The sequence below is a fragment of the Microcoleus sp. w1-18aA5 genome (assembly GCF_036701705.1).
Classification (GTDB): domain Bacteria; phylum Cyanobacteriota; class Cyanobacteriia; order Cyanobacteriales; family Microcoleaceae; genus Microcoleus.
The window spans coordinates 215,437-234,084 of sequence record NZ_JAUPTE010000001.1 but is presented as its reverse complement, the minus strand read 5'-3'; the positions used below and the strand labels follow the sequence as shown (position 1 = coordinate 234,084).

12 protein-coding genes are annotated in these 18,648 nt (G+C 49.4%); 9 read left to right on the top strand and 3 right to left on the bottom strand.

The window, feature by feature from the left end; all coding sequences use genetic code 11:
* The first annotated feature begins 182 nt into the window (after positions 1 to 182).
* The 7 genes from Q5691_RS01050 to Q5691_RS01020 all read left to right on the top strand — a co-directional run bounded on the left by Q5691_RS01050 (position 183) and on the right by Q5691_RS01020 (position 13,428).
* Positions 183 to 554: a hypothetical protein gene (locus tag Q5691_RS01050; RefSeq protein WP_333210282.1), complete on the top strand. Its 372-nt coding sequence runs from the start codon at positions 183 to 185 to the stop codon at positions 552 to 554.
* The gene (locus Q5691_RS01045) at positions 554 to 1,087 is read left to right on the top strand and encodes a chemotaxis protein CheW (RefSeq protein ID WP_039887356.1); all 534 of its coding nucleotides are present in this window, start codon (positions 554 to 556) and stop codon (positions 1,085 to 1,087) included. Before Q5691_RS01050 ends, Q5691_RS01045 begins: the two co-directional genes overlap by 1 nt.
* A gap of 147 nt (positions 1,088 to 1,234) precedes the next feature.
* On the top strand, positions 1,235 to 4,330 hold the full coding sequence (locus Q5691_RS01040; protein WP_333210281.1) for a methyl-accepting chemotaxis protein: 3,096 nt from the start codon (positions 1,235 to 1,237) through the stop codon (positions 4,328 to 4,330).
* Positions 4,331 to 4,471: 141 nt separating this feature from the next.
* Positions 4,472 to 5,290, top strand: coding sequence for an HNH endonuclease (locus Q5691_RS01035; RefSeq protein ID WP_333343754.1), 819 nt, complete (start codon positions 4,472 to 4,474; stop codon positions 5,288 to 5,290).
* 51 nt (positions 5,291 to 5,341) lie between these two features.
* A complete protein-coding gene (locus tag Q5691_RS01030) occupies positions 5,342 to 10,645 on the top strand; it encodes a response regulator (protein ID WP_445305820.1) in 5,304 nt (1,767 codons plus the stop codon).
* Positions 10,646 to 10,912: 267 nt separating this feature from the next.
* Positions 10,913 to 12,163, top strand: coding sequence for a Rid family detoxifying hydrolase (locus Q5691_RS01025; RefSeq protein WP_333309339.1), 1,251 nt, complete (start codon positions 10,913 to 10,915; stop codon positions 12,161 to 12,163).
* 173 nt (positions 12,164 to 12,336) lie between these two features.
* Complete coding sequence (locus Q5691_RS01020) at positions 12,337 to 13,428, top strand: RNA-guided endonuclease TnpB family protein (RefSeq protein WP_333210275.1); 1,092 nt, start codon at positions 12,337 to 12,339, stop codon at positions 13,426 to 13,428.
* Between the two features lie 103 nt (positions 13,429 to 13,531).
* Here the strand turns inward: Q5691_RS01020 and Q5691_RS01015 are convergent, their stop codons facing one another.
* The 3 genes from Q5691_RS01015 to Q5691_RS01005 form a co-directional block, all read right to left on the bottom strand.
* On the bottom strand, positions 13,532 to 14,185 hold the full coding sequence (locus Q5691_RS01015; protein WP_333343752.1) for a class I SAM-dependent methyltransferase: 654 nt from the start codon (positions 14,183 to 14,185) through the stop codon (positions 13,532 to 13,534).
* Between the two features lie 25 nt (positions 14,186 to 14,210).
* Complete coding sequence (locus Q5691_RS01010) at positions 14,211 to 15,554, bottom strand: amino acid permease (RefSeq protein WP_333343751.1); 1,344 nt, start codon at positions 15,552 to 15,554, stop codon at positions 14,211 to 14,213.
* A gap of 391 nt (positions 15,555 to 15,945) precedes the next feature.
* The gene (locus Q5691_RS01005) at positions 15,946 to 16,335 is read right to left on the bottom strand and encodes a hypothetical protein (protein WP_333309334.1); all 390 of its coding nucleotides are present in this window, start codon (positions 16,333 to 16,335) and stop codon (positions 15,946 to 15,948) included.
* Between the two features lie 159 nt (positions 16,336 to 16,494).
* Between Q5691_RS01005 and rppA the strand changes: the two genes are divergently transcribed.
* Positions 16,495 to 17,169 carry a two-component system response regulator RppA gene (gene rppA / locus Q5691_RS01000; protein WP_333210331.1) on the top strand — a complete coding sequence of 225 codons (675 nt, stop codon included), beginning with the start codon at positions 16,495 to 16,497 and terminating at the stop codon, positions 17,167 to 17,169.
* Positions 17,162 to 18,433: a HAMP domain-containing sensor histidine kinase gene (locus tag Q5691_RS00995; RefSeq protein WP_333343750.1), complete on the top strand. Its 1,272-nt coding sequence runs from the start codon at positions 17,162 to 17,164 to the stop codon at positions 18,431 to 18,433. The genes rppA and Q5691_RS00995 overlap by 8 nt, the downstream gene beginning before the upstream one ends.
* The last annotated feature ends 215 nt before the right edge of the window (positions 18,434 to 18,648 follow it).

Below are 18,648 nucleotides of genomic sequence, written 5' to 3'. Positions count from 1 at the left end.
CGGTAAAACTCTGTTCAATTTCTAGACCCAAGTGGTCTAACACGCTCAAAGTGCAAATATAATATACTTGTTCTCCACTTGTAGCCGCTCCGAAAAACTGATGTACAGAGCTACTTATTGCTAGGTATTTCTGTACAAAGTCAGAGAGTGCAATTGTCAGTCTTAAGTGACTCCGTTCATGATTGTCGCGACACCAGCCATGTCAACAACTCCTCGCTAATCCGAGTATCGGTTTAGCATTCATCGCAGAAATTACCCAGAGTTTTACCAATGGAGACGGCGGTGGGATTACAAAGTCAAGCTCTAGGGGTTTCAAATTAATTGTTCGTACTCTATTTGAGCTAATTTGTAAGCATTGGTCGCGCGAATTTATTGATGGCAGTCAATTATTGACGGAACAAATTTATTGCCAAGTACCTCCGGCAGTAGCGCCATTCACCCCTTGGCTGTGTCAAGCTTGGCTGTGTCAAGTTTCGACCATCGAAGTTTCGATCAAGTTTTTCTTGGCGGGAAACCTCAACAATTTGCTAGAAATGCAGGTGTCAGAATTATGATTAGCGGTAGCCCAGACTTTATATTACCAGGACTAGGTGTAGATCCGGCTCCGGAATTCCAAGAACTAGAAACTCCCGAAGGCGAGCTGCACCTGCGGTTCTACGTTCCTTCGGGGAACGAGTTCGCTCTGCCGGCGACAGGGATTAGAGAGGTACTATCCCCTTCCCCAGACCGCATGACACCGATCCCCAACGTTTCCTCTTTGCTTTTAGGTACGCTAAATATGAGAGGACGAGTGATTTGGGTGGCAGACCTCGGCCAATTTCTGGGAGACCAAACACCTCTGAACACAGATAGACCCGAAATCCCGATCGTGGCTGTGGAAGACCAAGACACGATTTTGGGGCTGGCAGTCGATCGAATTGTGGGGATGGACTGGCTCGACGTAGAGCAACTGCACTCTCAGAACAATGCACCAGACGGCATGATTCCATTTCTGAGGGGAGAATGGATGTTAGGTGCACCAGCTCAGAAAGTGCTCCGACTGCTAGATCAAGTGAAAATTCTGCGCTCGGCGCGGTGGGCAGCGTGAAATCGATTTTAGATTTGCGATTTGCGATTTTCGATTGAGGTCTAACCATCAACAGTCACACGACTTGAGGCGCGCATCTAAACATTCAATTCAAGATAAAAATCAAAAATCTCAAATCTAAAATCTAAAATCCAAAGAGGGCGGCAAATGGCAACAAGTACCAACTTTCAGCAGGACTACCAACGGGCAGAAGCGGCCTACATGGATGGCAATTATTCAGAAGCCGCAGCCCTAGTTTATCAATTAGTAGAAGATTTTCCCGAAGACCCCAGCGCTCGCCTGCTGTGCGGACACATTTACTGCTACGGACTGCAACAGTATGAGGTGGCGCGGGAACAGTACACGGTTGTGCTAGGCCTGAGTGATGACCAGAGTTTGGTGGAACACGCTCACAGCGGAATTACCTACACTGACCAATTTTTATCTGGAGAGCTGCAAACGGAAAATTTCGAGGCTTTGTCTGCTGAAACGGAATTAGAATTTTATCCAGACTTATCTATTGATGAAGGTTTAGAAGACCCGGATTTAGGACTTTTCCAAGGAAATTCACCATCCCTTTCCTATAGAAGTCAATCCCCAGACGACATGGAAAACGAGGACTTGGCTGACTTGGGGATGAGTGGCTTGGGGTGGGAACCAGAAGACGACGATGGCGCAGGCTCAGTCCCAGATTTAGCCTCACATTCTAACCCCTTTGGTGGCGACAGCGGCGGAATGGCAGCTTATGCTGAGAACTCCGGCTCCCTAGAGATAGACGAATTTGCCGACTCGGACTTTGGAGACCCTTTTGCCTTAGATGATGGAGGGTTTGATGCTGCTGACTTGTCTAGCAGCAAAGTGTCTGGTTCAAGCGCACCTTACTCAGGAGATTCGTTTTCCGAAGCTCCGACTCAGATGCTCAACGGTCAAAGTTTTGCCTCTTCAGAAGTCGGGAATTCCTTCGACTCGAACCCACTAGACTCCCCCATCGCGCCCTCGGACAATTTGGGCGAACCTTTTGCTGCGCTCGATTTGCCAGACGAATTCGACGATAACTCCGACTACGACTACCAATCCCCGCCCCAGAGTGGTCAAAATTACGGTCATAACGCACCCTATGCCGAAGAAGAGGAAGACCCTTTTGCCGAGGCGATGCCCTCGTCGGGTTTGGGGTCTTCTCGATCTCAAAACAAACAGCCGAATAACGGGTCGGACTACTCGTCAAACTATTCGCTGGCGGAAGACGAAACGCTGTTGATGGGAGGTGCTGTCCCCAACTCTCAAAGTCAAAGGTCGAGCCGGGGACAATTTAATTCAGTCGATCGAGCTTCCGCCAACAGCAACGGTTACAGCGACTCGGAACCCCCGGCATTTAGCTCTAGAGACAACTTCGAGTTAGATGCTTTTGAAGACGACGCTTTTAGCGATTCTTTCTCTTTCGACGAAAACGAACAAGCGACAGCTTTCGGGGCGTCCGACAAGAACAACAGCGCCTGGTCGTCAAAAACTGGGAACGCTCAAGAACACAGCGACTTTTTAGACGAATTTGACGAATTTGACGATTTGGGAAATTTGCCTGACTTTGATATCTCAGAAGATGCCAGCAGTTCGATATTGACTAGAGGTAACACCAATTTCGGCAACTCGACCAGCGGCATGATGGGAACGACAGGCAGCAGCCTGGACTTTGACAACAGCGATGGCTCAGCAATTCGGGATGACGAAATATTTAGCATAAGCGGCCCGGCTGATGCGTCTGTGTCGAGTTTTTCTCCCACCGAAACAGAAGCAGTCGATACTTCGGTAACAGTAGAACAGGGGGGACTGGCTTTCTTGGAAAATGCCCCTTTGTTTACAAAACAGTTGTACACGGCAATCGGGGCGGGACTGGTTTCTCTGGTAGCTGTGGCTTTCGTCACCAACATTGCCTCCTATCAAGCTCTGCGGCAAGACAAACCGGAGGCGATCGTTTACCTGCGCCAAACAGGCTGGGTAATGACCGCAGCCGCAGGCTTTACCAGCTTTTTAACTTCTTGGGGCATCGGCCAGTTGATCGCCAAGCAGGTACGCAAGTCGTCGGATAATTTGCAAGCTCAGTTCGATGCCGTATCTCAAGGAACTTTGGACGCTCGCGCTACGGTTTACTCGGAAGATGAATTTGGCAAAATGGCTGCTAAATTCAACCACATGGCGAAGGTCATCCAAACCACGATTAGCGATACCAGGCGCAAGTCTGACGAGCAGGAACAGGCAAAAGAAGACTTGCAGCGCCAAGTGATTCGCTTGCTAGACGACGTGGAAGGAGCGGCCCGGGGTGACTTGACGGTGACGGCAGAAGTGACCGCAGACGTTTTGGGTGCTGTTGCTGACTCGTTTAACTTGACAATTCAAAATCTGCGCGAAATTGTCCATCAGGTGAAGCAGGCGGCTCGGGAGGTCAGCAAAGGCGCTACGGATAGTGCCAAGTTTGCGGGCGATTTGTCTTCCGATGCGCTGCGGCAAGCTGAGGAACTGGCGGCAACGCTGAATTCCGTGCAAGTCCTCACCGATGCGATTCAGCGGGTCGCAGAGAGCGCTAGAGAGGCGGAAGAAGTGGCCAGGGGCGCGGCGGCAACGGCTCTGAAAGGGGGCGAGGCTGTGGAGCGGACGGTGGCCGGGATTTTGGAAATTCGCGAAACAGTAGCAGAAACCACGAGAAAAGTCAAGAGGTTGGCGGAAGCTTCTCAAGAAATTTCTAAGATTGTGGCTTTAATTGCGACGATCGCCTCCCGGACGAATTTGTTGGCCCTCAACGCCAGTATTGAGGCGGCGAGAGCTGGGGAAGCGGGCAGGGGTTTCGCGATCGTGGCAGATGAGGTGCGACAATTGGCAGACCGATCGGCTAAGTCTTTGAAAGAAATCGAACAGATCGTGATGCAAATTCAAAGCGAAACCGGCGCGGTAATGACGGCGATGGAAGAAGGGACCCAGCAGGTTATTGAGGGGACAAGATTGGCAGAACAGGCGAAGCGATCGCTTGAAGATATCATTCAAGTAACTAACCGAATTGACGTGCTAGTGCGATCGATTACTGCCGACACAGTAGAGCAAAACGAAACAGCTCGCGCAGTCGCCAGTGTGATGCAAGCAGTCGAGCTAACTGCTCAGGAAACCTCCCAAGAAGCGCAGCGAGTTTCGGGTGCTTTGCAAAATTTGGTGGGCGTTGCTCGCGACCTTTTGACATCGGTGGAAAGATTCCGAGTAGAAACAGCAGAAAGGCAGTAATCAATTGTCTAATGCTTTTTTTGCTGGCTGATTTACAAGCACGTTAGTGTGGCAATGATGACAGACAAAAAGCAACCTCGCAGTCTTGAAACCGCTGCGGGGATGCCAATCCAACACCTAAACAAAGTAGGAGTTGCACAGATGGACGATAACATAGTAGAGGTAATACCGGGCATCTTTGGTGAAGTTCAGCCGACGGGCTGTATTATCTCTACCCTAACCAAATCTAGCAGTGGCTATGCCAATAAAAGACTTCGCATTAACGGTGAATGGAAAACGTTTACTGTCCACCGTTTAGTATTAGAAAATATCTTAGGTCGTCCGATTAGACCGGAATACTTTGCTTGCCACACTTGTGATGTCCGCAACTGCATTAATCCAAACCATTTATGGGAAGGTTCTAGACTGGAAAATTCTCAAGATAGGTTTAAGAAAGGACGTATTAAAGATGTCGGAAGTACATCTGCTCCTCAACCTCAAAAACAAGTGCGAGGCATAGAAATAATTCCCGGTATTCGGGCCCAAATACAGCCGAACGGCTGCATGGTTTGTACCTTGGCTAAAAGAAGTGATGGTTACTCGGTGAAAACTATCAAGATTAATGGGAAAAATCAAAGTTTCTATCCCCACAGGCTGGTACTGGAACACAAACTGGGAAGGCCTGTCAAACCCGGTTATTTTGCTTGCCACAGTTGCGACGATCGCGGTTGTGTCAATCCAGACCATTTGTGGGAAGGAACCCCCGCCGATAACTCCCGCGATGCTATAGAAAAAAACCGCTTTCCTTTCGTTCCCGGCAAGATATCTGTCCACCGCAAACTCCAACCCGAACAGGTGCGGGAGATTCGCTATCTTTTAAGTGAGGGCATATCGAAAAGAAAAATAGCCAGGACATTTGCCATATCTCGCAGTCAGATTATTCTCTTGGCAAGGGGCGAGATATACAGAGACCTTCTCTAGAATTACTAACATAGACCCAATACAATAACGCTTAAAATCAGGAATAAAACTATGCTGCCGGAGCAACAACAGAGGATAATGGGCTACTTTATTGAGGAGGCCAAAGACCACCTCAATACGATCGAACAAGGCTTGCTGAATCTGCAAACCACGATCGAAGACCCAGAACTGGTCAACGAAGTATTTAGGGCCGCTCACTCTGTCAAAGGAGGAGCAGCAATGCTGGGGCTGACGAGCATTCAGCAAACAGCTCACCGACTAGAAGATAGTTTTAAAGTATTAAAAGAGTGCAGCGTTAAAGTAGACCAACAGCTAGAGTCCCTGTTTCTGCGAATTTTTGACACATTGCAAGGGCTGTTAGAGCAACTGTCGGGGCCTTTTGGACTGACAGAAGAATTGGGAGAACAGATGGTTCGAGAATTAGAACCAGTATTTGAAGAACTTAATGGGCACTTGGGGGGACTCGTTGGACACGGAGAATACCATGCATACGAGAGCAGCGCTCTGGCCGTACCCGAACCAGTTATGGCGGGGATGGGAGTCGGGGCGTTGGCCTCATCAAGGAGTATTCAGGATTCGCGGTCAGTTTATGCACCTGATGCCAGAGCAACAGAAGACAGCGCGCTGCAGCTAGTATTTGACTCGGACGTGCCGGCGAGGATGCGGGAACTTCTGCAAGAGTTCAAACAGCCCGAAGGGCCAGAAAGCAGGCGGCAACTCAAGAACATTTGTCGGAACTTGCTCAGGGCGGGGGAAGAATTTGAACTGCCCTGCTGGATAGAATTGATCCAAGCTGTATCCAAGGCGATCGCCAACCCAGACAATACCTACCGTACCTTAGCCCCAACGGTGATCAAAGACATCAAACAAGCGCAAGAACTGGTCATTTCTGGTCTAGAATCGTCGATCGCACCAAGTGCAAAACTTCTGGCGCTGCAGCCGGCTGTTCTGGTTCCAGAAACAGATTTTGAAGATTTGCTGGCCTTCGCTCAACCGAGTAAATCCGGGAAAAATGTGGTTTCTGTTGAGGATGAGGCCTGGGATCTGGTGGGATCGGGCGATGCCCCGGATGGATTGAACAAGTTGCTGCCGACTATTTCGGGGCTGAGTATAGACGAGCTGTTCGACCAACTCGACAGTGGCAACAGCAACGATGAAAGTGGCATTCGATCGTCCCAGTTCGACGCGGATTCCGCCTTCGCAGAATCGGATATAGAGACGGGTGCATTTAGAGGCTCGACCCGCACCGGCCCGGAAGTGGGCGCGGCAGAACTCAACACTTTAGCTGACTTGTTTGACGGCGAGTCCCCGGATCTCGACGGCGCTTGGGAAGAAGAAGAAGACCTCGACTATGCACAGTCTTCTGGGATATCGGCGGGAATGCTGGGGTCAGACGATGACAATTCCGGCGATTTTACTGATTTGTTGTTTGACGAATACGATGCGGAAAGTTCCGAAACGAACACGAAGCCTCCGATTGATGACCTGACGAGTTTGTTTGGGGAGGATTTGCTGTTTGGAGAGGAGGCAGAGGGCACGGCAGTAGCTGCCGGTCAGAAAAATGCGGGTTCGAGCCAGCGGTTAACTCGCAAACAGGTTAAAACGGGTAACGGTAAGGGCGGTTTGGAGCGGCGAGACGAGACGGTGGCCCCAGCCAGGGGACAAGCTGACGAAGATGCTCTCGGTACGCTTTTGGACGAAGTGGCTGCCCAAACTTCTGCAGGTGGTACGGACAATGCTGATTTCGAGAACTTGTTCAGCGATTTAGGCTTATCTGAGGCAACAGGTGGGCTGGCAGTCTCTTCGGAGTATTCCCTGAAGTCTGAGGCTTTAGATGGAGAATCGAAGAAACCTGCAGCAGGGGGGGGCAATGATTCAGCGGAGGCCGAAGCGGTTGGTCTGCCTGAAATCGATGATTTCGAGTTGTTCTCTGAGCTTGGCGAGGATTCGGATTTGAGCGAGTTGTTGGGGATTACTTCTAATTTCCTTTCTTCAGAAGACGAAGGTGGGGAGAACGGGGGCGATCGAGATCAAGCTGCAGGCACCGAACAAAATGAGGAAATGGGCAACGTTCTTAACATGACATCAAATTCTGATTTAGATATCTCTGCGGATGAAAACTGGCTAGAAGATGCTTTGGGCATGGAAGACGAGTCTGTGCAATCGCTCAACCTGGAAGTGGACGATACGGATTTAGATGCGCTGTTTGGGGATATGACCTCGGACGCGATTTCTGAGGATGAACAAACTGTGCGGGATGGCAAAGGATCGGCTACTTCCCGAGAAGCGGCGGATTTGGCTGAGCTGTTCGGTTCTGTACCTACGGGTACTGAGTATGACGGAGAAGCTTCGGGGCAAGCCCGTGGGAGTTGGCCCAATGATGGGCATTCAGAATTGCTGAGTGCGGATGTGGGAGTTGATGAGGGCGACTTGGGGAGTTTGTTCGAGAACAATGGTGCGGCGGTTTCCGACCAAGGCTTGGCAAATTCGGCAGAGGCTGAACTAGAGGCTTTGTCCGACGATCGTCCTGAGTCGGAAATTTTAAATGTCGAATCTGATGAGGGCGCAGCTTTCGATTTCTTGGAGGATATGTTTGGGGAAGGCATGGTGCAGCAGGGGGATGCTGGATCGGCGCCAGATGACGGCGCTGCGGATGTGAAGGAGTTGTCTGCCCAACCTGCCGATGGTTTGTTCGACGAGGCGAGTGCGGATTTGTTCGATCGAGCCGAAACAGATGCCGCCGGGGAGTTTGAGGGCGAAGATGATTTGTTTGATGCCCTGGAAACGGATTTTTCGAGTGTGGATTTAGAGGCACTGCCTGCAGAATCTCTCGATGGTATGTTTGATGGGGATGCTGACTTGCTCTCGGCGATGGAAACCGGGGCTACTCTCAACAACGAAGAGTTGGAGGGTTTTGATGATTTGTTGGATTCGATCGATGCTGAGGTTCTGGTGACTTCGGAACTGACGACGGGCTTTTGGGACGCTGAGGACGAGTCGGCCCAGGCCGATTCCTCAGAGTTAGAAGAGGCGTCGCTGGCAGACTTTTTTGGCGAGGGCGAATCAGGCGATGAGGATGCCGAAGGCAATTTTGACGATTTAGAAGCACTGTTAATTGCCGGGGGTGCGGGAGCTGTCATAGCAGCTTCTGGGAACACAAATCAGAGTCCGGTAAATACAGAAGTTTTCTCGGATCTCGAAGAACTCCTCAGCGAGAGCGCAACTATGCCGGAAATTTCTGCACCGGCGACAACTGCCAGTAAAGTTTCGCGCGCTGCTGCCGAGGAGAGCGACGACGAATTTGGCGATTTGGAAAAACTGCTGGAAGATCCCAAGGACAGTGGCCGCCAAGGGGAAGGCAATATGGGGCCGTCGGCGATCAACAGACCCAGGCGGAATGCCCGCGCGGGCGGGTTCGGCGACCAGACGATGCGGGTGCCGGTCAAGCAACTGGACAACCTCAGCAATTTGATGGGGGAACTGGTTGTGAACCGCAACAGTTTGGAGCAAGACCAAGAACGGATGCGGCAGTTTTTGGACAATTTGCTGCACCAGGTAACGCTGCTGAGCGATGTGAGCCAGCGGACTCAGGATTTCTACGAGCGGAGTCTTTTGGAGATTGCTTTGCTGGCCAACCGGCAGGGACACCGATCGGCCTGGCGCTCTGAGGATTCGGCGCACACCAGGGAAAGTGCCTGGAGACCGGAGGAAATGGACAGGTTTACTCCTTTCCACAGTTTGGCTCAGGAGATTATCGAGCTGATCGTGCGGGTACGGGAGTCGGCGGCGGACATTGAGTTTTTGGTGGATGAGGCGGATCAGGTGACTCGCCAACTGCGGCAAGTCACGACTCAACTGCAAGAAGGTTTAACTCGCGCCCGGATGAAGCCGTTTGCGGAGACAACGGACAGGCTGTTCCGGGCGGTGCGGGAAATTGCGATTAAGTGCGGCAAGCAGGCTCAATTGCAGGTTGAGGGTAAGGATATTTTGATCGACAAGATGATTGTGGATCAACTATATGACCCGATGACTCATTTGGTGAACAATGCGATTACTCACGGGATCGAAGCGCCGGAGGTGCGTCTGGCGGCTGGGAAGCCTGCAGTCGGCAGGATTACGATTCGCGCTTTCCACCAAGGGAACCAAACCGTGGTTTCGGTTTCTGATGACGGGGCCGGAATTGACCCGCAAAGGGTGAAGGCGAAGGCGATTAAGCAGGGTATGCTGACGGCGGCTCAGGCTCAGAGGATGTCTCGCTCGGAAGTTTACGATTTGCTGTTTATGCCGGGTTTCAGCACTCAGGAACAGGCGACGGAGTACGCCGGCCGGGGGGTCGGTATGAATGTGGTGCAGACTTCGTTGCAGGAAATCCGGGGCACTGTGTCGATCGATTCAACCATCGGCAAGGGGACTGTGTTTACGATCCGTTTACCTCTGGTGTTGAGCATTTCTAAGGCTCTGACTTGCATTAGCGATCGCGCTCGCATTGCTTTCCCGATGGATGGGGTCGAGGATATGATCGATGTGCCTCGCGATCAGGTGACGACGGGGGCGGATGGTTTGCCTTGCATTGAGTGGCGGGGTCAAAGCTTGCCGTTCCGGCCGCTGCGGGATCTGCTGGCTTACAGCCGCCATTTGGGTCGGGGCAGTGTTTACGGGTTTAATACTGACGATGACATGATTTCGGTGATTGTGCTCCGCTCTGCTGGCAATTTCTTGGCGGTGCAGGTGGATCAGGTTTCGACGGAACAGGAAATTGTGATCAAGCCGTTGGAAGGGCCAGTGCCGAAGCCGATCGGGATTGCTGGGGCCACGGTGCTCGGAGACGGTCGGATCGTGGCAATTGCGGACGTTCTGGAGCTGATCGATTTGGCTACTGGAAGGCTGCGGAAGGACACTGGCGGTACGCTTTGGGATGAGGGCGATCGGGCTGCTGCCGAAGCGGAACTCGAGAAGACTGAGCCGACTGTGCTGATTGTGGATGACTCGATTACCGTGCGATCGCTATTGTCGATTACTTTCGAGAAGTCTGGCTATCGTGTAGAAGAAGCTCGCGACGGTAAGGAAGCTTGGGAAAAGATGAAATCTGGTCTGCCTTGCGATATCGTTTTCTGCGATATTGAAATGCCGAGAATGGACGGTTTGGAACTACTTTCTCGGATGCAGAAGGATGCGGTTTTGTGTGAATTGCCGATCGCGATGCTAACTTCTCGCGGTGCTGACAGACACCGCCAAATGGCTTACAGTTTGGGCGCGAAAGGCTATTTCACTAAGCCTTATTTGGAGGAGCAATTGCTTGATGCTGCTTCTCGGATGTTGAAAGGTGAGGTTGTTGGTGCTCCGGTTGGTGTGTAATGTGTAAATCGGCATTTATCTGCGGTTAAAAAAGGTAATTTCTTAACCACAGATAAGAATTGATAGACGCGGATTCACGCAGATAATCTCTAATTCATCTGCGTGAATCTGTGTTTATCTGCCTCTATCTGCGGTTGCAAAAAAGGGAATTTGTTAACCGCAGATGAAAATGGATAGACGCAGATTAACGCAGATTTAGCTCGCGCTTTCGGTTTTGGTGGTAGGCTGGGAATGTGGGGTGTAGCGGAAGGGCGATCGAGGTTATGAATGACGGCTGAAGAACTTTTAGAAAAATACGCCAAAGGCGAACGAAGCTTTGGGGGACAACTGTTAAGCGGGATAGACCTCAAAGGTGCAGACTTGAGTGGCATACACCTAGTGAATGCAAATCTGTCGGGAGCTGATTTGAGTGAGGCCACTTTGAATGGTGCAGACCTCCGAGGAGCAAACTTCAGTAGAGCATCCTTGGTAGGAGCAAACTTAAGTGGGGTGACAGGTAATGTCAACTTCAGTTTTGCAGACCTCAGCGGTGCTGACTTGAGTATGGCAAACCTCACTGGAGCCAATTTGAGTAATACTAAACTGGACAATGCAAACCTAAGTGGTGCTCAATTAATCTCTCTATGGTTAACTAAAGCTTCCTTGAAGGAAGCAAATTTAAAGAGAGCAAATCTGAGCAAGTCAAATTTGACGAGGGCAAACTTGACAGGAGCAGAATTGATTCAAGTGAACTTAGAGGGTGCTAACCTCCAAAATGCCAATCTCCAGAAAGCCAAACTCCGAGGAGTCAATCTGTCTGCACTTAACTTATCAGGCATGAATCTGGCTGAGGCGGATATTAGTGCAGCGGACCTCACAGGAACCAATTTGAAAAAAGCCTGTCTGGCAGGGACAAATCTCGAAAGAGCGATTCTTCAAAAAGCAAATTTGATAAGAGCAAATCTGGAGGAAGCCTACCTTCAGGAAGCAGACTTGACTGATGCTCAAACCTATGATTGGAATATTAAAAATGCAGGCTTGACTGGTGCGATAATGCCAGATGGAGAAATCTACCAGCCAGAAATCTCAGAACCAGAAATCGACTACAAACCGGAAACCTCTCAACAAGAATCCCAAAAAGTGACATCTATGACCCGCAAAATTATTCGTACTGACAAAGCACCGGCACCCGTGGGCCCTTACAATCAAGCGATCGCCGCTACGGGCACTATGCTGTTTGTAGCTGGTCAAATTGCGATCGACATTAGACTAAACGATATTGTCTACACCGACGATGTGGCAAAACAAACCGAACAAGTTATGGCGAATCTAGAAGCGATTCTCACAGAAGCCGGCGCTACTTGGTTGGATGTGGTAAAAACTACGGTTTTTCTCAAAGATATGAATGATTTTGCCGCCGTGAATGCGGTTTATGCGAAATATTTTGATGCGGAAACTGCACCGGCGCGCGCTTGTGTGGAGGTTTCGCGTTTGCCGAAAGATGTGTTAGTAGAGATTGACTGTATTGCGGTTATTTAACGTGAGTTAGAGTGCTGACCTGGCACGTCGATCGGATCGACGTGCCAGGTATATAGAGTCTGACTTCTCAAGCTGCAATAGTCTCACTACTTCTTCAAATTAGCAGGAGTTTAACTTAAGTGCCAAATAGTTTGCTAAACTTATTCATAGTTAATCACGCTTGAGGGAGTTTTATGTTTGCCATCAAACGAGCGCTAAAACTAAATAATAAGGAAGCGACGTTGATGGCAAAACACGCAGGATTCCGGCGCGTGGTTTTTAACTTTGGATTGAGCTTGCGGACTCAAATGTACAGTGAGGGGAAATTTACCGACTCGAAGGTAATCAACGAAGTCAAGAAAGTTCTCACCAACTACGTCAAGAAAAAACCTGAATTTGCTTGGATGAATCAGTTATCCAGTCGAGTTTATCAAAATGCGTTAATCGATTTGAAAGATGCGTTTAGTCGCTACCGTTCTGGTTCTTCAGGTCATCCGAAATTTGCTAGCCGACGCTCCGGTCAATCTTTCACTGTTGACTCGTCGAACGGTAAAGTTTTGTTAGCCGCTGGCAGCAAGATCAAGATTCCTACTTTGGGAACTTTTCGACTCTATGAACCATTAGAATGCAGTTTCATCTCTCAAACTTTTACTATTTCAAAAGAAGGGAATCGCTGGTTCGTTTCCTTCTGCGTTGACGCAGAGCGCTTGCCCGTCCAGCACTTTGAAGGCTCCGTGGGAATTGATGTCGGCATCAAGTATGCGGCCACGCTATCAACCCAGCAGACTTTTGATGCACCAAAGCCGCTAAAACAAGCGAAAACCAAGCTTGCTACTTTACAGCGCCAAGCATCAAAACAGGTAAAAGGCTCTCGCAATCAGCGCAAAACTTACAGCAAAATTAGTCAGCTTCATGCCCGGATAGCTCGCATTCGTTTGGACTTTCTCCACAAGTTGACAACTTATTTAGCCAAAAATTTCAGGGTAATTAAGATTGAGAACTTAAACGTTCAAGGAATGATGGCAAATCACAAATTAGCCGGGGCAATATCTGACCTTGGATTTTACGAATTCAAACGTCAACTCGACTACAAGTGCCAAATGTACGGAGCTAATTTAGTGTTGGTAGACCAGTGGTTTCCCAGCAGCAAGACTTGCTCGAATTGTGGCACAAAAAAAGATATGCCGCTAAGCGTTCGGACTTTTGACTGTCCTGCTTGCGGTATATCTTTAGATCGCGATTGGAATGCAAGCGTTAATATTTTAAACTGGGAACCCTCGGCTTGAGGGAGATAGCCTACTTATCTTGGGATTAGCCGTCTACCCAATAGCGTAGGAAGTGAACTAAAAACTGTGTCTGAAAATGAGTTTAGACAAGTTTAGATAAGTTTTACGAAGCAGTTTCAGGTACAACCCAGTAGTAGACTGTTCTCTCGCCCACTTTTACTACCTGCTCAGGTTTCCAGTCGCCCATATCGAATTCATGGGACACAATGCGCGTACCTGGTTTTAATTCACTGAGTAATTTGGGGCGCAGTTTTATGTTAAGTTCTGGCAGTAGGTAAAGCGTGACAACTGTTGCCTCACTGAAGTCTGTTTGGAATAAATCTTCCTGACGAAACTCGACACGATCGGTCACGCCAGCCTTTTTGGCGTTCTCGTTAGCTTCTCGAATGCGTTCTGGGCTGATGTCAATACCAATGCCCCGCGCGCCAACCTTTTGAGCGGCTGCAATCACAATCCGACCGTCGCCACTACCCAAGTCGTAAACTACGTCATTGGATTGCACGTTTGCCAGCCGCAGCATTTCATTCACAACCGGTACAGGGGTTGGAACGTAAACGACATCGGGTTGACGGGTGGGAGCTTCTGTTGTGGGGCTAGGAGTCGCTTGAGCCAGATCGGAAACAGAATTAGTTGGGGATGTGGCAGCCGGAGTTGGAGCCACTGTCTCAAAGTTACGTTGTTCGGTACAGCCGATCGCAGCAAAACTGAGAATGCTAACGCCAACAAAGACTGATTGCCTAATGGTTTTGAGTTGCATGATCGTAAATCTCCAAAAAAAGTTGCTATGTAGTATGACGGGCAAAGGGAATACCCAGTAGAACAACGATGACCCCTACGATCGCGCCGATGCCTGTATAGACCAGACTGGAATAGAGCAAATAGCCACAAATGGCGCAGAACATTATGGGAACGATCGGGTAAAGCGGTACGCTAAACGGGCGGAGTTGATCGGGTTCTCGAATGCGTAAAACAATTAACGACAGAGTGCTGATCAAAAAGAAAAACCAGAAGATGGGCGCAGTGTAGTCCACCATTGTTTCAAATCCTTTGCGGGTGAAGGTTCCCAGCCCAATCAGCGTCAGCGCGATCGCACCTTGCAATAAATAAGCGGTTGTTGGTGAACTCGGATGCGGATGCCAGCGTCCCAACCAGCGAAACGCAGACCTATCCTGCCCCAGAGCAAAGCTGCTGCGTGCCCCCGTAAAGATGCTGCCGTTGATCGACCCCAGCGTGGCGGTCACAACCAGTAAACTCACAAACGTGGCTCCCGGTTCACCCAGCACTCGCCGCAGTAAATCTGATGCAACGGCTTGAGAGTCTGCCATGCCTGCGATACCCAATCCCCGCAGATATGCCAGATTAATCAGCAGATAAAGTGCTGTAATGATGCCAATGCTCCAGAGGAACGATCGCAAAATATTGCGCTGCGGGTGGTGAATTTCGGCAGAAATGTAAGCGGCTTCATTCCAACCACCATAGGACAGCAGCACGAAGACCAGCGCTAAGCCCCAGGAAGAGGTAGGAGAGGCATCGAAGGGAAGGGGCCCGACGGGAGGAGGGGAGGATGCCAGACCAACCACGATCACTAGGAGTAAGCCTAAAACGAGTATCACCGCTAGCCAGTTCTGGAGGCCTTTACTCTGGCGCAGTCCAATGATGTTCAGCATTGTGAGCAGGGCGATTGCGACTGCTGCGTAAATTGCAGGCGAGTAGCCACCTAGTCGAAATAGCTCCGAGGCATAGTCGCCAAACACAAATGCCAGCAGCGCGATCGAGCCAGTCTGAATCACAGTCATGCGCGCCCAAGCAAATAAAACCGCGATCGGTTGCCCAAATGCCCGTTTCAGGTAGTAGTAGTTGCCGCCGACATGGGGATAAGTCGTTGCCAATTCGGCGTAGCAAAGTGCCCCCAGCAATGACACAACACCGCCCATTAGCCAGATTCCTATGACACCACCAACCGTTCCGGTATTAGCAGCGACCAGAGCAGGGGTTTCAAAAATGCCTGCGCCGATTACTAGCCCGACAATCAAGGCGATCGCTTCAATTAGAGTAATAGAGGGTTTTGGAGTCCCTGTTTGGGGTTCGTTACGTTCCACCAGTGCAGTGTTCTCTAATCTATCCACAGTTTTAGCTTCTCAACGAGTAGAATTTGTAACGACACCCAGGCGTAAAGCAATTTCCGTTTTGCCCAAAAATCCGACGCCCACTCAGAAGAATTAAAATTCCTGCGATACCAGAAATTAAAAAGAGTTGCTGGAAACGTGAACTGTTCATCCTCAAAAATCTATTGAGGAGAGGGTTGACAATCAAGGTCTACTCTTAGCGTCAACAGCAAATGTGACTCAAAGGTGACAATCCCCACATTTCTCCAATTAATTACTGGGAGCCTATCGATATTACAGAAGACACAATTTCTAGTCCTTCTCATCACAGGCACTAAATCCCTGCTTAGGATCGGCGGCACTCGATCTATTTCCCACTCGCGAATGGTGCAGCAATTTTTTGATCATCCGCTTAGTTCTTAATACGGTAGCTGATCAATTTGCGGACATTTTCAACCGGCATTGCTAATTCTTGGGCGATCGTTGCTTCGACCTGACTGGCTTGGGTTACTGGAAACTCGTATTCCAGCTTCTTTAGAGTTGAGTCACTGGTGTTGACAAAAATAGTGGTAACACCTAGGCTGCGATCGATTTCTGCATTTATGGTCAAGATTGTTACTGGTAATCTCCGATTTAACGGTCTATCTGCCTGGAGTTTGTGGACAGAGTTATAAGGACGGCTGAGAACTTGAACCGCGAGGAAGTTACCTGTAGTCCAGAATAAGGCTGCTACCAAAGGCAGGGGTAACCAGAATTCCCAGGCAGCGCGGTGTAGAAGCGGTAGGAGGCGAGGTAAAGCCATTGGAATGTTGGATTTTAGATTTAGATGGCTCGAAATAATCTGGAGAAACTACCAACATTTTAGTTAGCAACAGATTGGCATAAATCTTACCTGTGATGGAGGCTTTGCCTAAATTTCTTCTCTACCATACGTAAAATTTGCCAAACAATGGTTAGACGGATGCGAATTCTCCTGGTAGAAGACGATGTAGATCAACTGGAGCCACTTCAAGCTGCTCTCTCTGAGGCTGGACATATTGTCGATGGTGTAGAAGATGGGGCGACGGCCCAGTGGATTTTATCGAAGCGGGACTATGATCTGTTGATCCTGGATTGGTTATTACCTGAGATCAGTGGCTTAAGCTTATGCCAGCAATACCGCCGTCTGGGAAAAACGGCCCCAGTGTTGCTGTTGACTGCCAAAGATGCGATTGTTGACAAAATTAGCGGTTTAGACGCTGGAGCTGATGATTATCTGATCAAACCTGCCGATGTGTTTGAACTGCTGGCACGGGTGCGGGCATTGGGACGACGATCGCCACTTTGGAAAGGAGATACTTTACAGGTTGAAGATATGACTCTACATCTATCAACGCTGACTATTGAACGGGGGGAGCAAAGTATGCAGTTATCGACTCGTGAATTTCTATTTCTAGAGTATCTGATGCGCCATCCGCGTCAGATACTCTCCCGTAGCCAAATAGAACAAGCTTTGTGGGAGTGGGGCAGCGAACCGGAGAGTAATGCGATTACTGTCCTAGTGCGTCGTCTGCGGCAGCGATTGCAGATGATAGGTGCTGTCCGTTGGCTAGAAACCGTATATGGTATGGGATATCGCTTGAATCCAGATGTTTAATCGTAGCCGCCGCAATCTTGCCCACTGGTTTACGCTCTCGATGGGGGCTATTCTGATCATTTTTGCAGGGATCATTTACTACCAGCGAGCAGTTAACCGCTTAGAAGAGAGCGATCGACTACTCTACAAAAAAGCAAGAGTCATGGCTGCCAATATTGACTATGGTTTGCGGCAGGGAAAAGAACACATCGATCTGAGTAACGTTCCGATTCTTGGGAATTATTCTCCTCCCTCTGACAGTGAAGTTGTTTATGCTCGGTGGTATTCAGCGACTGGACAACTGCAACAGTTTTATGGGGCGCAGCCCTCGGCTCAGATTCAGGCTCGCGCGGCGTTTCAAACCATTCAGTCTCACCCCGAGTGGCTGCGACAATTAACCCTTCCGGTTGACTACAAGGGACGCACGATTGGCTACCTCCAGATTGCCATCCCATTGACTGATGCTCAGAAAACACTGAGAGAGTTACTGATGGTAATGGTGGTAACATTGCCCTTGACCCTGGGCGCGATTAGTCTAGTAGGTTGGTTTTTAGGCGGATTGGCAATGCAACCCATTCAAAACGCCTATACCCAAATGCAAAGATTTACATCTGATGCTTCCCACGAACTAAGGGCACCGCTTGCCACAATACTCAGCAATGCCCAAGTTGGCTTACTCAGCCCAGTCGATGCCGGCAAGCCTAAGCACTCTCGATTGGAAAAGATTGCTGAAACGGCTAAGTCGATGAATCGGTTGGTGACTGATCTCTTGTTTTTAGCACGACAGGCAGGACAGTTAGACCGAAACTCGCTTCAATCAATTCACTTAAATGACCTGTTGAAAGATACGATCGCCACTTCATCAATACAGGGTGTTGCCCAGCATTTAAGCCTTCATTTAGAACTGCCTGAAGAGAGAGTTATCATCAAAGCCAATTCTGATTTATTAAAACAAGCTATCACTAATCTACTCACCAATGCCTGCAAATATACCTTACCTGAAGGAAGAGTGTGGCTGCGGTTATTGACTCAATCTCATCGCATTTTAATTCAAATAGAAGATACGGGAATCGGCATTCCCGATGTAGATTTGCCACACATTTTTGATCGATTTTACCGAGTTGATGAGGTACGAACACGGAAGAAAGGCGGCTCTGGATTGGGATTGGCGATCGCCCAGCAAATTGTGGAAGCTCACGGCGGACACCTAACAGTAAGTAGCGAGGTTGGGAAAGGTTCTCTGTTTCAAATAGAACTGCCCCTGTCAATCGATTTTAGATTTTAGATTTTAGATTTTAGATTTGAAGCATTGACTTGCGCGAGATAAATTCGGGGGCTCCTTTATCGGATACAGGTTTTTTATTTCTGGACGGATGAATCACGTGGCGGGTATCCTGGATGCTTTCGGTCATAGAAGATATCCTGCGGCTATAACGGGGACATAGAAGATTGTCACTCTTGAATCACAGTTGCGATCGATTATGTAGTTACGGTTTCAAC

Excerpts from the sequence above, each read along its gene's own strand:
- Q5691_RS01040 (WP_333210281.1), top strand. The coding sequence starts at position 1,235 with ATGGCAACAAGTACCAACTTTCAGCAGGACTACCAACGGGCAGAAGCG.
- Q5691_RS01035 (WP_333343754.1), top strand. The coding sequence starts at position 4,472 with ATGGACGATAACATAGTAGAGGTAATACCGGGCATCTTTGGTGAAGTT.
- Q5691_RS01030 (WP_445305820.1), top strand. The coding sequence starts at position 5,342 with ATGCTGCCGGAGCAACAACAGAGGATAATGGGCTACTTTATTGAGGAG.
- Q5691_RS01025 (WP_333309339.1), top strand. The coding sequence starts at position 10,913 with ATGACGGCTGAAGAACTTTTAGAAAAATACGCCAAAGGCGAACGAAGC.
- Q5691_RS01020 (WP_333210275.1), top strand. The coding sequence starts at position 12,337 with ATGTTTGCCATCAAACGAGCGCTAAAACTAAATAATAAGGAAGCGACG.
- Q5691_RS01015 (WP_333343752.1), bottom strand. The coding sequence starts at position 14,185 with ATGCAACTCAAAACCATTAGGCAATCAGTCTTTGTTGGCGTTAGCATT.
- Q5691_RS01005 (WP_333309334.1), bottom strand. The coding sequence starts at position 16,335 with ATGGCTTTACCTCGCCTCCTACCGCTTCTACACCGCGCTGCCTGGGAA.
- rppA (WP_333210331.1), top strand. The coding sequence starts at position 16,495 with ATGCGAATTCTCCTGGTAGAAGACGATGTAGATCAACTGGAGCCACTT.
- Q5691_RS00995 (WP_333343750.1), top strand. The coding sequence starts at position 17,162 with ATGTTTAATCGTAGCCGCCGCAATCTTGCCCACTGGTTTACGCTCTCG.